This is a genomic window from Bacillus stercoris, from assembly GCF_029772985.1.
GTDB lineage: Bacteria > Bacillota > Bacilli > Bacillales > Bacillaceae > Bacillus > Bacillus stercoris.
Map to the genome: position 1 here is coordinate 2,277,109 of NZ_CP121861.1, position 14,275 is coordinate 2,291,383.

Annotated in this window: 9 protein-coding genes and 7 pseudogenes; 10 read left to right on the top strand and 6 right to left on the bottom strand. The window is 37.0% G+C overall.

Annotated elements, in window-relative coordinates:
- The first annotated feature begins 169 nt into the window (after nucleotides 1-169).
- Nucleotides 170-424, top strand: a pseudogene (locus QA442_RS12320) (SunI/YnzG family protein).
- 66 nt (nucleotides 425-490) lie between these two features.
- Nucleotides 491-1,045: pseudogene (locus tag QA442_RS12325) on the top strand (SMI1/KNR4 family protein).
- A gap of 111 nt (nucleotides 1,046-1,156) precedes the next feature.
- On the opposite strand, the pseudogene QA442_RS12330 reads toward QA442_RS12325, so the two are convergent.
- Nucleotides 1,157-1,267 (bottom strand): annotated as a pseudogene (locus QA442_RS12330) (hypothetical protein); the annotation flags it as partial.
- Between the two features lie 257 nt (nucleotides 1,268-1,524).
- Here QA442_RS12330 and QA442_RS12335 point away from each other — a divergent pair.
- Complete coding sequence (locus QA442_RS12335; protein ID WP_095431599.1) at nucleotides 1,525-2,046, top strand: hypothetical protein; 522 nt, start codon at nucleotides 1,525-1,527, stop codon at nucleotides 2,044-2,046.
- Nucleotides 2,047-2,084: 38 nt separating this feature from the next.
- On the opposite strand, the gene QA442_RS12340 is transcribed toward QA442_RS12335, so the two are convergent.
- Entirely contained in the window at nucleotides 2,085-2,318 is a 234-nt protein-coding gene (locus tag QA442_RS12340) for a hypothetical protein (RefSeq protein ID WP_095431600.1), read from the bottom strand.
- A 118-nt stretch (nucleotides 2,319-2,436) separates the two neighbouring features.
- Between QA442_RS12340 and QA442_RS12345 the strand changes: the two are divergent.
- From QA442_RS12345 to QA442_RS12360, 4 genes and pseudogenes are all read left to right on the top strand, one after another.
- Nucleotides 2,437-2,783 (top strand): annotated as a pseudogene (locus tag QA442_RS12345) (hypothetical protein); the annotation flags it as partial.
- Between the two features lie 39 nt (nucleotides 2,784-2,822).
- Nucleotides 2,823-3,137, top strand: a complete 315-nt coding sequence (locus QA442_RS12350) for an XkdW family protein (protein ID WP_069839323.1) — start codon at nucleotides 2,823-2,825, stop codon at nucleotides 3,135-3,137.
- A gap of 804 nt (nucleotides 3,138-3,941) precedes the next feature.
- The gene (locus tag QA442_RS12355; protein ID WP_095431650.1) at nucleotides 3,942-4,307 is read left to right on the top strand and encodes a hypothetical protein; all 366 of its coding nucleotides are present in this window, start codon (nucleotides 3,942-3,944) and stop codon (nucleotides 4,305-4,307) included.
- A 478-nt stretch (nucleotides 4,308-4,785) separates the two neighbouring features.
- On the top strand, nucleotides 4,786-6,075 hold the full coding sequence (locus tag QA442_RS12360; RefSeq protein WP_095431601.1) for a Na+/H+ antiporter NhaC family protein: 1,290 nt from the start codon (nucleotides 4,786-4,788) through the stop codon (nucleotides 6,073-6,075).
- A gap of 134 nt (nucleotides 6,076-6,209) precedes the next feature.
- Here the strand turns inward: QA442_RS12360 and QA442_RS12365 are convergent.
- Together QA442_RS12365 and QA442_RS12370 are read right to left on the bottom strand one after the other, a co-directional pair.
- Nucleotides 6,210-6,742, bottom strand: a pseudogene (locus QA442_RS12365) (transposase); the annotation flags it as partial.
- Between the two features lie 263 nt (nucleotides 6,743-7,005).
- A pseudogene (locus tag QA442_RS12370) lies at nucleotides 7,006-7,182 on the bottom strand (ATP-dependent DNA ligase); the annotation flags it as partial.
- Nucleotides 7,183-7,487: 305 nt separating this feature from the next.
- Between QA442_RS12370 and xynA the strand changes: the two are divergent.
- Together xynA and QA442_RS22295 are read left to right on the top strand one after the other, a co-directional pair.
- Nucleotides 7,488-8,129 (top strand): endo-1,4-beta-xylanase XynA, encoded by a 642-nt coding sequence (gene xynA, locus QA442_RS12375; RefSeq protein WP_071582028.1) that lies wholly within the window; start codon nucleotides 7,488-7,490, stop codon nucleotides 8,127-8,129.
- Between the two features lie 657 nt (nucleotides 8,130-8,786).
- Nucleotides 8,787-8,953, top strand: a pseudogene (locus tag QA442_RS22295) (site-specific integrase); the annotation flags it as partial.
- A 421-nt stretch (nucleotides 8,954-9,374) separates the two neighbouring features.
- Here the strand turns inward: QA442_RS22295 and QA442_RS12380 are convergent.
- Nucleotides 9,375-11,777: a peptidase G2 autoproteolytic cleavage domain-containing protein gene (locus QA442_RS12380; RefSeq protein ID WP_095431603.1), complete on the bottom strand. Its 2,403-nt coding sequence runs from the start codon at nucleotides 11,775-11,777 to the stop codon at nucleotides 9,375-9,377.
- A gap of 363 nt (nucleotides 11,778-12,140) precedes the next feature.
- On the bottom strand, nucleotides 12,141-13,577 hold the full coding sequence (locus tag QA442_RS12385; RefSeq protein ID WP_141237715.1) for a flavin monoamine oxidase family protein: 1,437 nt from the start codon (nucleotides 13,575-13,577) through the stop codon (nucleotides 12,141-12,143).
- Nucleotides 13,578-13,690: 113 nt separating this feature from the next.
- On the opposite strand from QA442_RS12385, the gene QA442_RS12390 reads away from it, so the two are divergent.
- Nucleotides 13,691-14,245 (top strand): SMI1/KNR4 family protein, encoded by a 555-nt coding sequence (locus tag QA442_RS12390; RefSeq protein WP_141237716.1) that lies wholly within the window; start codon nucleotides 13,691-13,693, stop codon nucleotides 14,243-14,245.
- Nucleotides 14,246-14,275: the final 30 nt, after the last annotated feature.

Below are 14,275 nucleotides of genomic sequence, written 5' to 3' on the forward strand. Positions count from 1 at the left end.
AAGTGATGCTGCAAAACCTAATAATCTCTATTTATATAGGTAAACCATCAATCGATATAACCCTGTATCCAATTATTGCGAATTTAATTTTTCCTTAATATCACCGCATTAAAACTTCCAGGCGCATGTTAGAATTTCACTGAATTCATAGTCAAAAGGGGAATGTTTTATGCTCGGGATCAACGTTGAAAAATCTAAATGAAAACTTAATTATCAAATGGCAGCTATCCAAAATTTAAATTCCAATCAAAAAAATTAACGATATGTTTCTTGATCCAAACTATGGGGGAGAGGAGAAAAGCGCAATAAGGATTGGGTTTCCTTATGGCTCTACGGATAGGTGGTAATTAAAACATCAAATAACACTTACATTATGTTCACCACTAATGCTGCTTCATTTATGAGTAAAATTGTTAATGCTTAAAGTTTCAAAGTTTCATTTGCCATGTATTTGTGATTATAAATAGCTTTTATATATGGGGTGATTGATTTGACTAGCTTTGTTCATAGGACTGTAAACGGTTTGAAAAGTCTCTTAGATGAAAAAGGAGCCATTAAATTATTTTGTTATGAAGGTTATATCATGGAGTTACTTGTTACATTTTCAAAGGACAAAGCAACCTTGAATGACATTCAAAGCTTTGAGGCTAAACACCAGCTTACCCTTCCAAAGGATTATCAGAAGTTCATTACACTACATAATGGAGCGAAAATTTTTCAGATACTTGCTGATGGGTAGAACATAGGTGGGGGACTTTATTTATTTAGCCTTGAAGAGATTGAAGAAGAATTAAAATATGAGGATTTGTTTGAAGGCATCAATGGCATCCCAATTGCTCACTTATTAGAAGGCTGCCACTTGATGATCGACAAAGATAAATTAGATGAAGGTGATCCCAACTATCTTTATATTTTAGAAATAGGTGAGTATACACCATTAAATTTAAATTTTGAGATATTTCTAGACCGGTATATACAATCAAATGGGGAAGCTTTTTGGGTATGGCAGTACTATACAGCAGAAAATTATTATAGAACACGATAGCACGTTGTATAAGACAGTCTGATTTAGCTGTCTTTTTTTGTTATTCAAATAAATGATAGTGGTAAAATTTACATAGAGTAAGAATGTAAAGAGAATGTTACGAAGTTTGTAAGGAGTGACATTATAGCTTGGGTGATATTCATCTTCGGGCAAGAATTGATCTATGTTGAATTGCTCAATGATGTCATCAAACTCAGAAAATAAAGTAAACCTGCCACACATATTCATCATCCATTTAAAAAGTTGTTATCTATACATAAACAGTCACTATTTTACCCAACTAGAAGCATAGCTTTAATCTGGATGTATTTATTAGTTTTGCAGGAAACAGACAACCTTTAATTGACCTTTTATTTAATGGAATAAATATATGAGTGATTAAGTCAGACTAGTTGAAAAATATCACTTTATTGTTTAAATGGATAAATATGGGGTAATAACCGAATGTTACACAATTTTACATTTGGAGGAGGATTACCTTGAACTCTACGATCTGTAAGGTAGGTATTGGTGGAGCGCTGGTCATTGGTGGACTGTTTTCACCTTTTGCGACTGGAGCAGAAGCTAAAGAAGAAGCTAGAAACAACCATACAACTATATTAAGTGTTAATGAACCAGTTAATGTATTTAAAACAGCCTCAGGGTTTAATAGTCAAAACATTGAAGCCACTGCTGATGACTGGGAATCAGCAGGAACTGAGTATGGAAGCACAAAGTTCGAAAAATATTCTTTAGCTGCAGTTGTTCAGACTCTAGGATTTGCATTAAACCTTCCTTCAGGTGGATGGTCTTCCTATTTAGCCGGATTAGCAAATATGATTATTCTAGGCGAATATCCTGTTGTTTATTTTAAAGATCGTAAAGAGTTTAAAATGGCCGATGCGACACTAATGACACGCCACAATGTTACAATTTATGAAGACAAAGATCGTAAGAAGAAAATTGGATCAGATAGCTTTATCATTACTGATACAGGTGGCCCAAAAGCAGCTAAGAAATAAGTTTAAACAAATAATCCTCCCACAAGGGAGGATTATTATTACATATTAACTAAAGTGTAAGTCAATGAAACGATGAATAAAAAATACGAAATATAAGAAAGTACTTTTGACGAACTTGTTCTATGTTTTTGGAATGTATATATAAGTGCAAAACCCAAGAAGAAAACTGTTACAAACCAAGAAGTGTATTCTGGAAAGATGGCAACCAGCAAAACCATGATTGTTGAAAAAATAAATGAAGAGTAATGAGTAACTTTATGATCATTATTCAAAAAAATCACCTCTACAGATTTTTACCCAATTAAGTTTGTATTAAAACATTATATAAAAAGGAGAATAGAAAAATGCCAAACATTATTTCTAAAGTGTAAGATGAAAATTAAATTTATCAAAAAAGATTTATACATACCGTTGATTAATTTAGAACTACTTAGAGACAAGAACGAATATTATGTAAATATCCTTTACGAGCTGTATAAAAATGACCCTTATTTGTTTAACAGAGCATTAAAAGAGGATACGTGGTTAATCAGCCAATTGTATTTGATGAGGCCATTGTACGTTACTTTAATGTAGAAGAGTTAGCTATTGTACATAGAACAGTCGGCAAGAGGTTCAATGTTAATGTGAAAATGAAGAAGTTGCCTGACGGCTTTACATTGCAAACAATAGATATTGGTTGTGATGTGAAATTGTTTAATTATAGTAAACTCTTTACCTATATAATGAAAATATGATAGAATATAGGAGAGTTTGATAATTGAGGAGATGTTTTTGTGGAGTTTAAAGTTGGTCAAGACGTATCAGAAATTTGGAATATTCATGGATCGATTCTTCCGGAAGTTTTAATGTATATGTTCCCTCATTCAGACGAATCTTATCATTGGGAATTTGTAAATGATAACGGGAGACATATCTTTACTGCTTGGAGAAAAAGTGAACCTATTCCTACAATAGAGGAAATTGAAAAAGCAGCAATTGAGCTTGAAGAGAAGAAAAATGCGCCTAAGCCAAAAACTCTTGAAGAAAGAGTTGCTGATTTAGAAAAACAAGTGGCTTACTTAACGAGTAAGGTTGAAGGAACAAACTAACAAAGATTCCCTTATAGGGGCTTTTTATATTAAAAATGATAATTTTATTTTGAAATCGAAAGAATAGTTAATCTGTCGGCTGTATATACCCGAAGACCATAAAACTGTTTCAAAAGCGGTTTGGGTATGTTGAATGGAAGCGGCTTTAAAAAGGGGTGAAATACAATTAAAAATTTAGTTTTATTGTCCAGCTTTTTCGGAGTTGTGCTATCAATTATAGGGCAATTATTTGGAATCCTGACAGATTTCTTTATTCCAGGTATTGCACGGCTTATGGGTGTTTTAGCTGGTCTCCTCGTATTACTTAGCTTGAAGTCAAGAAACACAGAAATACAGGCATTTATAGTGGGTTCAAGTACCGCGTTAGGAATAATGGGTGCAGGAATTTTATATTTTCCCGCTGCGATTGTCAACGTCTTAATTGGGTTCAAACTAAACAAAAAGTTAAAGGATGAAAACACTAAGAAGCAGATCTGAATTGACTGCTTTTTGTTTATTGGAAATATGGGAAATTATAGTATAATAGTAATAAAATAATTATTTTATTCATTGTGAGGTTTAGAGTGTGCTTAAAGAAAGAGGTCATTAGGTCAAAAATTTGGCGCTGAAGAAATTGCCGACTACTTAAAATCAAAGAGTTATAAACCAAAAATGAAAGTTAGTCACTATCGAGATCACTTTGGTGGCTCTATAACCTTTTGGCACAGATATTAAATCATTTGAGAAATTGTCGATATCTAACATATGAAAAAGATGGAAAGGGTGCTCTATAATTATAAAAAGCATGAAAGGATTGTGATTAGGTTGGTAAATGTAAACTCAAGTGAACTTATTTATGATCCAAAATTCTTAGCATTTTGCAGCTTGGCTACAGAAGGGTATGGAGGGAATAATCCAACTCCTTCATCCATTGGTTTTAGTGAATTCTGTGAAAAACTTGAGAAAAATGAGGTAGTAGAACCCGAGAATAAAAAAAGCTCACTTGACCTAAATAAGTCTTTAGATTATTGGAAATCAAGATTAAATGGTGGGGACTACAGCCTTTCTGCATTGGATTCGCAGTTATTAGATATGATCAAAAAAGCTTACAGCTTAGGCATGGTTAATAAAGATAATATGCTGTTGCGAAACGAAGCAATTAATGCTTATAAAAATTCAATTTACATATAAAACAGGGACCAGTTTAATAAAGTGCTGGGCGTTTTTCTTATTGAAATCATTTTCTTGTAAATTCTTCTCATGTTCTCTGAAATTGTTTTATCTTGTTTGAATAACAGTTGCTACGACTGCAGATTGAGTTGGTGCATATAGAGGAAGGGTATGAACTCTTTCCTTACTGTTTTTTCTGCCGAATATCGTTGTTGCCAACTTCCCCAAAGTTTAAAAAAATAGTTTTGATTTTCTAGATATTCCCGCTTAAACACACCTCATCAAACAGTTGTATTTGCATATTGTACTTTCCAAATAATCTGTTGATAAGAGTGTTTTTTCCTCACCTTGAATAATCCTTCTTTCTTTTCTGTTATTAATTTAATAAATACTATACTATTTTTCAGCTTGACTTTTTTACTGTAGCCTTTTAAAGTATGGAATGTTGTTTAGACTATGTTTAACGGTTTTGATATTGAAATTAGAGGTGGCTACTTAGATGAAACAGAATGGAAATCCTTGGGCGCTATTGCCGCTAGTTTTATTTGTAGGTCTTTTTGTCGGCTCTGGTGTATTGACTGGAGATTTCTATAAATTACCAATATTGATTGCGGCAATTATAGCATCAGCTTTCGCGCTATCAGTTAACCAGAAGCAATCGCTCAATCAGAAAATTGAATGGTTTGCTTCCGGTGCGGGACATCCTGATATTATTATTATGGTTATCATTTTTATATTAGCAGGTGCTTTTGCTTCGGCAGCTGAGGCGATGGGAGCGGTACACTCAACCGTCAACCTTGCTTTGAACATTATTCCGCAGCAGTTTATACTGCCAGGGCTTTTTATCATTGCTTGTTTTATTTCTGTTTCGATGGGAACATCAATGGGGACGATTGCGGCAGTTGCTCCAATTAGCGCTGGTATGAGTGGAGAACTGGGCTTGTCTTCTGCAGTCGCAATTGCAGCTGTTGTCGGCGGAGCTATGTTTGGAGATAATCTTTCTTTTATTTCGGACACCACCATCGCGGCAGTACGTTCACAAAAAACACAAATGATGGATAAATTTAAAACGAATTTTTTGATCGTTTTGCCTGCTGCTATCATAACTATCATTTTATTATTTTTTATACCGACAGGACACATAGGACATACTGGAGCTGAATCTTACAGCTGGTTTAAAGTACTTCCTTATGTTGCCGTGTTAGTCTTTGCGTTAATTGGTTTTAATGTGGTGGCTGTCATTTTTGGCGGATTGATCTTAACAGGAATTATAGGGTTTGTAAGCGGCAGCTTAACGCTTGAGTCTTATTTTAAAGCAATTACAGATGGAATTGCCGGAATGTCTGATCTTATCGTCCTTTCAATGTTAATTGGCGGAATGGTCGGCGTCATGAAACAAAACGGCGGGATTGACTTTTTACTGGGAGTCATTTCTAAAAAAATCCATTCAAAAAAAGGTGCTGAAGCCGGTATTGCCGGATTGGTCAGCGTTACTAACCTAGCTACTGCCAATAATACGATTGCTATTATTACAGCCGGTCCGATTGCCAAAAATATCTCTGATGAATTTAAAATCGACAATCGAAAGTCGGCAAGTATCTTAGATATCTTTTCCTGCATGATACAAGGTTTAATTCCTTATGGAGCGCAGATGTTATCGGCCGGGAAGTTTGGAAATGTTTCACCCGTCAGCATCTTGCATTACTCCTTCTATCCTGTTTTAATCGGGATCTGTGGCATCATAGCAATTATATTCGAATTTCCGAAATTTACAAGGAATACGAAGTGAAGATAAAAAAGTACCAAATGGTACCTTCAGCTTGTAGAGAAAACGATGTTTTTTCTACAAGCTTTTTTTGTTTTATACAATTTCTTTAGATATTCATCAGGTTTCAGAGATGCAGAAAAAGCGCTCCCACATGCCTAGCCCTGCTTGGCTAGGTATGTGGCAATCTTCTTCATGTTTTGGCATGCGGCTGTGAGGAGAACTTGTTCACTCACATTTCGTTTTCCCCTCAACCTGTAATAGTGAAGCCCATGCAGCTGTTTTGAATCTGAAAGCTTCGCTCTATTTTTTCTTTTTTTGTAGAGGTTTTTTCCTGAAACAGACAAGCGATTTTGTCTGTCCTTTTTTTTATGATCTTCCCAAACATGCCGAGTAATCACTTTCTGCCGATTCTTTGATTTTGTAAAGTTTTTCAAGCAGCGGGCATAAGGAACATATTTCAGGATTTGATTTGTATGACCGGTAGCTTTTTCGGTCAGTTGTTGAGTATGTAAGTGTTTGGTGATTTGGACAAATGTATCTGTCTTGTTCACTGTCATAATGAAATTTCCATCAAGCCTCGGATAGAGTGATAACGTCTATGTGCGATGACACCAAAGATTTGGCGGTCAGATAATCCTTTACAGATCGGAGTCGTTAAAAATCCGGAATCAAGAGCGACGGCTTCTAACAAAATCGTGACTTAACATGTGACCTGACGAAATAAAAAAGCGATGAACTGCGCTGTGTAAGGCTTTGTCATACCTCTTTGAACACACCACATTCGTGTGTGCCGCAAAGGGCATGTACACTGGCTCACACAATTCAGCTCATCGCCATCTCAATAAAGCATGGCGGGCGAAGGAATTCAAGGATTATTTTGATAATGTGATTGAAAACGTAATAAAACTTGTCTTATTTTGTCTAAATTAATCGTGAGTTATTCTATAACTATAGTGAATTCAAAACTGTCTTACGCACAGTGAGCGGCTTAGAGGCAATTGACTGACTGTCTTTATAGATAACATCGACAATCTTATAAGCTGATTTTTTGGACATGAAACGTTGCATTAGAGCTTGAAAGTCAAGATCACCACCTGGATCAGCTACAATAATTTCACAATCTCTAATGTATATCACCTTTATACGAAATGGTTCGAATGGGAATTAATTACAGATGTTACTCCATCAGATTTAGAAACAAGAATTGTGATCCTGCGAAGAAAGAATTAGAATATGGCAGAACAAAACCATCTATAATATGATTTTTAGGTATTTGTAATTAAATTACAAATACTTTTAATATTCACTCGTGAATTCGTGGTATTATACTGAAGGGAACGATCAAAAGCTATGGCGTTAGTCATTAGAATGTTTTAAATATATACAAGTGCTACCTCATGTCAAAGTCAGAAAAATATTATAGGAGGTAACAAATGTTTAAGTTTAAAAAGAATTTCTTAGTTGGATTAACGGCAGCTTTAATGAGTATAAGCTTGTTTTCGGCAACCGCCTCTGCAGCCGGCACAGACTACTGGCAAAATTGGACTGATGGGGGCGGAACAGTAAACGCCGTCAATGGATCTGGCGGGAATTACAGTGTTAATTGGTCTAATACCGGAAATTTCGTTGTTGGTAAAGGCTGGACTACAGGTTCGCCATTTAGGACAATAAACTATAATGCCGGAGTTTGGGCGCCGAATGGCAATGGATATTTGACTTTATATGGTTGGACGAGAGCACCTCTCATTGAATATTATGTAGTGGATTCATGGGGTACTTACAGACCTACCGGAACGTATAAAGGTACTGTAAAGAGTGATGGAGGTACATATGACATATATACAACGACACGTTATAACGCACCTTCCATTGATGGCGATAACACTACTTTTACGCAGTACTGGAGTGTTCGTCAGACGAAGAGACCAACAGGAAGCAACGCTACAATCACTTTCAGCAATCATGTGAACGCATGGAAGAGCCATGGAATGAATCTGGGCAGTAATTGGGCTTACCAAGTCATGGCGACAGAAGGATATCAAAGTAGTGGAAGTTCTAACGTAACAGTGTGGTAACAGATCATCTTTAATCAGGGGTAGCTAACGGGCTGCTGATCGTTCCTTTATCATTGTTATTGTGAGTTACTAAGAGGCGATGGTCTTTTAGTTGAATCCTAATATATGCCTCGGATATGGTAAATGATTATTAAAATCGTTAGTAATGGTAAAAGGTCGTTTTCTACTACGGCCTTGGTATTGTTTGAGGTAGGGTTTTCTCCAAGTGGTTGGACTATAAAGGAAAGCCAACTAAAGTTATTAGACCAATTGAATAACAATGAATTTCCTAGATAATCAGTATACGTATTGCTCAAAGTTAATGTATCAAGTCTATGGTTTTAGCACATCTGGTGTTTTCCCACTTAATGAAGGAAGCCGTTTTTGGGAACCTTATCATTCTTTACAGGGAAGTGCATACCAAAGTGTGACACCTAGGTTGGTTTATAAGAAGGATATGGTTGGAAAAGGAGATATGCAGTGAGCGCAGGGAATAACCTGCTTTTTTATTTGCATCAAAATAAGATTTTTAAAGAAATCTATTTGGGAATGGGATTATATTCTAGTTTGAAAAACTGACTATATCTTTCTTAGTTTATAATTAGTAAACAAAGTGCAGGTATATCTATTATCGATCCATAATTTTGTTTTATATCATTCAGCATCAGACAATACGCAAGACACACGCATAATACTTACCTCTTAATTTTCGGAACAAATCCTAAATAGTACAAGAGAGGTTAGGTCATTCTGATATTAAGCAAATTTTAGGAACCTACAGTCATGCTCTTCCGTCAATGCAAGTAGAAGCAGCAGATAAGGTGGTTTTATTGTTGAAATCGTGATCTGACGAAAAACAAATAGCGATAAGCTATGATGGGTAAGGGTTTGTAATACCTCTTTGAACACGCCATATTCGTTTGTGTCGCAAAGGGCACATACATCGGTTTACACAATTCTGCTCATCGCTATCTGAATATAGCATGGAGGGCGAAGGGAAATGAAAATTGCAATTTGTAAATACTTAAAGGAGAAACCGAACTTTATATCTATTTGCTCATTTCAATAGTAGCTTTGTATGTTAATCGAATTTTTCAATCTCTACCAAAATTTGATTTTTTCCGAATCTTAACTATCGTAATCAACTTATATTATAACAATAAGTTTTGACAACTGCTCCTTATCGTTATTTAATAAACGAACCTGATAAAGGATCTAATTATTAATTATATGGATAAACATATATTGAACTTGTCCTGGTGTCCACTATTTGATGACGGTTAGAGCGATACCATATCCTTTTTCTGATGTGTAAGCAGAAGTTATTTTCATTACTTTCCAGCTTCCTTCGGTGGCTTTTGTTCCTATTCCATGATGTGCTGTAAGATAGTCACCTTGACTGACAGTTTCGTCAATACGCACATAATGTTGGCCTACTAACCCTACTACGTGCCACTCGTCTCTTGCTGCCCGTGAATGATAATTTGCCTCAAATGCTGTATCGTAGTCTGGGTTTTGTTTGGGAACTTGTATGAGTTCACCGCTTTCCTTATCAGTCACTGTCTCATAAATAAATCCGCCAAACTCATTAGTCAAATAACGGCCCTGCCAGACGAAACTGGAGGCTCCTGAAATGAAAGCTGAAGTTTCTGAAATAACGCCAAGCATATAATCTCCCACATTCGCGGGTGCTATCTTTTCACCTCTTAAAGTCACGATTGTACCCGTATGGATTAACTGTCCATTTGAGCTCTCAAAATACTCTCCATATCCACCTAAAGAAGAACTGATTGCCCCGGCAAACGTCCCGTTTCCCCCAACAGAGTCAAGAAGCCATTTCATTGATTGATGACCTCCTGCGACGGTGTATGGTTCTTCAAGTATAATATTTTCAGAAGACAGTATCGTTCTTGAAGCATGGTTTCCTTTAAGATGTGCGTTATTTGAAGAAGCGATTAATGCGCGAGAGCCTTCAGTACTGGAGCCTCCAGAAGAGCTGATGACCGCATTTCTTTCTCCGCGGGCCATAATGTCACCGGTACCTGCTATAACTGCGCTTGTTTGGTTTACGGCAAAGCCAGAGGTCGTCGCAAGCTGTACGCCTCCTTTCAAATTGATTGGAACTTGTTGGTATGCTTGACCTTTGATTGAGGCTGCTATACCATAACCTTCTGACTGTACACCAAGAATTGTGGCCTGATTATTGGGAGACTGGATTCCAACTGTCCCATTGTCAGTAATCATCGTTCCATTTAGAATATTCACATTGTAGAGACCGCCACCGATTGAAATTCCTTTAGGTGCAGATTTATAAATATCGAAATTTGAAATTTTAATATAGTCTGTTTTATTTGATCCACCTGATAAATTAATATCAACGCCGGCCTTTTTAAACCCTCGAATTTTTATGCCATTAATAGTTATATTTTGACTGCGATATTGCAAAGCCACAACAGGATTTCCTTTATAATCATAGTCTGGATCACCAATTGCTGTGAATCCGCTTACATTGACGTTTTTATACGCTGAAATAACCAATGCTCTTGGTGTCACAGCCTCATAAAGCGAGTTAAAAACTGGTTCAACTGCTGAACAATCTATGAGTGTAACATCGTATGCTGTTGTGCTTTCAGGATCTGTAATTTGGTGGTGACCAATATGACGAAGATCAAACGCACGAACATCGCGATAAGAAACATGCCCTATGATATGGACGTTTTGAGAGGCCGGCCAAAGTTCATGGGCTTTTACCTCAACTCCACGGATGTTTCCACTTGTAAAGTTATTTAAAAGCCACACATGCCTAGAGCCGTCGTCAATTTCTATTCCGTTGGAGTTTGAAACACCTTCTGCAAATTCTGTTCCTCGAGGATTTCCTGAATGGCAGTTTGAAATAAAGATGTATTCACTGTAATGGGTGGTAATGCCGTCGTCTCCCGAACCATATGTCACACAGTTATCGATCCAAATATATCTTGATCCGTCTTTTGTCCAATCGGTATTAGGCAAATGATCATACGTTGGCGATGTGATATCAATGCCATGAAGACCTGCGTTAATAGCTTCCACATCTTTGATCCATCCATATTCAACCTTAGCAAAAGTCAAACAACTGGAGAACTGTCCCCCTGGGTTTCTCACACCACATTGTCTGCTTGGATTCCAGTCTAATGACATTCCTTGGACAAAAATATTGCGATTTCCATTTTGATAATCATCATTTGTAATCACCCATTCATGTGCTGGAGTGTCTTCATGTAATTTAATCACTGTGATCCCTTTACCTTGTCCAACAATTGTTGTCCAAGAGGGGAGTTTAATCCCTTGTACGTGATATTCTCCTGCTGGAACGTTTACCTTGACTCGGCCATTCCCGATTGCTTTTCGAAAAGCCTCAGTATTATCTCTTCCATCTGGAACAGCGCCAAAGTCTTCCACATTTACTTCCCGGGTGATTTTAGATAAAAGCTTATAGTATTCCTTGTCGAGACGTTCTTTTAAAAGAGAGGTAATCTCTCCTTCGGCCGTCACCCTTGCGTCAGTAACTTCGATATTTTGGTCTGTAACGGAGTGCTTAATAAAGTTTTGCATTCTTGTCTTAATATGTTCTAATTCGGGGTGAGATTTGGCGTTTAGAGAAGGATCAGGGCAGTTTTTAAAATGAACCATTCTAAAGACACCTCTTTCTTTTAATATAAGCGCAGTTTTTGTCTTTAAGATAAGGGTAGACATCTCTTGTGCGCTTATATTTCCAATTCTGTATTTGTTACAAAATTCCTTTTAGATTTGTAAAGTATTGAAGCAACATTAAGAATGTTGTACAGTGAAAGAAAGTTCGCCTGATGATTAATTAAAATGTTTCTTATAGTTTGGTATTTATTAATGATTATGGATGAAAAGGGAGGACTACAATTCCATCGTGTACAGGAATAATAAAGAATCGAATGTTCAGACATCCTCTTTCACCGCTGACTGTTTAAATACATCACTTCTTTTTTATATCAACCAATTCTAACTAGATGTGAGCATGATCTAAGGTAAGCGATTGACCCCATCAGCAACGCGTATTCCAGATTCAATTGCGCCCTGCATCCACGCATGGGTGAGTGAGGCGTGTTCTCCGGCGAAATGAATTCTGCCCTCAGGGACAGGAATATAGGGATACAGCTCTAATTCTTGTCCTGGTTCGAAAGCTGTAAATCCTCCCGCAGAATAGGGGTGCTGGCTCCAGCTGAAAGAAGCGCCTGATACAAATTCAGACCATACAATATCACCATAGATTTTAGATAAATCCAGTAAAGTATACCGGATACGCTCTCCTTCTGAAAGACTGTCCCATATCAGCGCCTCATCTGCCCATGTATAGCTGGCCAGAATGACAGCATGTCCTTTTGCTCCAATATTTCTGCTTGGATAATACGAAAAACGAATCGGTAAATCAGTAATAGATTTGCCGCCGCGCTGCCCGGCTTTTTCCCAAAATCGGCTTTTAAACTCTATTCCGATTTTTGTTGCACTGATATAGTTTAACTCACGGATGGCCCTCCGTTTATAGTACGAGAAAGAATGGTATGGTTCGACTTTTACAAATCGCAAAGTTGAAAAAGGAATGGTTACAATAGCGAGATCAGCTGTAAACGATGCAAATTCTGCCGATTGTTGATGCTGGCAATGGATCGTAACACGATTTTCATCCTGAGATATTTTCATCATTTTTTGATGGTATAGAATGTTTGTTTTTAATTGGGGAAGAAACGCGTGTGGAAGCAGATCCATGCCGCCTGTTATCTCATAGAAGTGAGCGGGTGATGAAAAAAAGATGGATTCCCGCAATACTTCAACAAGGGACATCCCCATATACGCTTCCATATCCAAAAGTACACCAATCATATCGATCACGCCATAGGAAAAATACCTATTCAAAAAAGAGCTTAACGAATCATTTTTGTATTGTTCTTCGACAATCCGCCAATTTCTCGCTGGATTTTGATTGATGAAATTTAGAATAGGCTGCAGTACAGAAAGCATCAGCTCTTCAGACGTTTTCCCTTGTTCATGTGATGCGACTGGGTACCCCAGTATTCCAGGAGCTCGTTCAAACATGTGGAGACGTGTCTGGATTCCATTGGCATAAATGATGTCCAGAGGGGTTCTGTTGATAAATACATTTGTTGGCAATTTGAATTTTTTGATATATTCTAAGGTTAACAAATGGTTATTCGGTATGCGCATCGGACCAACGTTAAAATACAAATCACCACTAAAGGGAGATCTCAAAGTGCAGACACGGCCGCCCGCTCTGCCGCTCGCTTCGAGAATCGTTACTCTGTGACCGGCATTTTTTAGCAATGATGCTGATACAAGCCCGGACAATCCAGCTCCTACAACAAGAATATGCTTTGGGTGCTGCGTTGCACTAAGGCCATTTCGAATGATCTTCACCATGTCATCATTCTTTAGAAAATTCACTTTTGGGAGGCACCTCTTTTTAGGATTTATTGCATTGTATTCACTGAAAAGAGCGTCTATCACGATCTCTTTACATCTTTTGGAGTTTAAAAGGAAATAAAGGGGTGATGTATTTGACTAACTTTATCCATAAGACTGTAAACGGTTTGAAAAGTCTCTTAGATGAAAGAGGAGCCATTCAATTGTTTTGTTCTGAAGGAGTTATTATGGAGTTCCTTGTTACATTTTCACAGGACAAAGCAACCCTGAATGACATTCAAAGCTTTGAGGCTAAACACCAGCTTACCCTTCCAGATGATTATCAGAAGTTCATTACACTGCATAATGGTGCGAAAATTTTTCAGATCCTTTCGGATGGGGAGAATATAGGTGGAGGACTTTATTTATTTAGCCTTGAAGAGATTGAAGAAGAATTAAAATATGAGGATTTGTTTGAAGGCATCAATGGTATTCCAATTGGTCACTTATTAGAAGGGTGCCATTTGATGATCGACAAAGATAAATTGGATAAAGGGGATCCCAACTATCTTTTTATATTAGAAATAGGAGAATATACACCATTAAATTTAAATTTTGAGATATTTCTAGATCGGTATATAGAATCCAATGGGGCAACTTTTTGGGAATGGCGCTACTATACCGCAGAGAATTATTATAGAACACGATAGCACTATGTATAAGACAGTCTTTGGCTGATA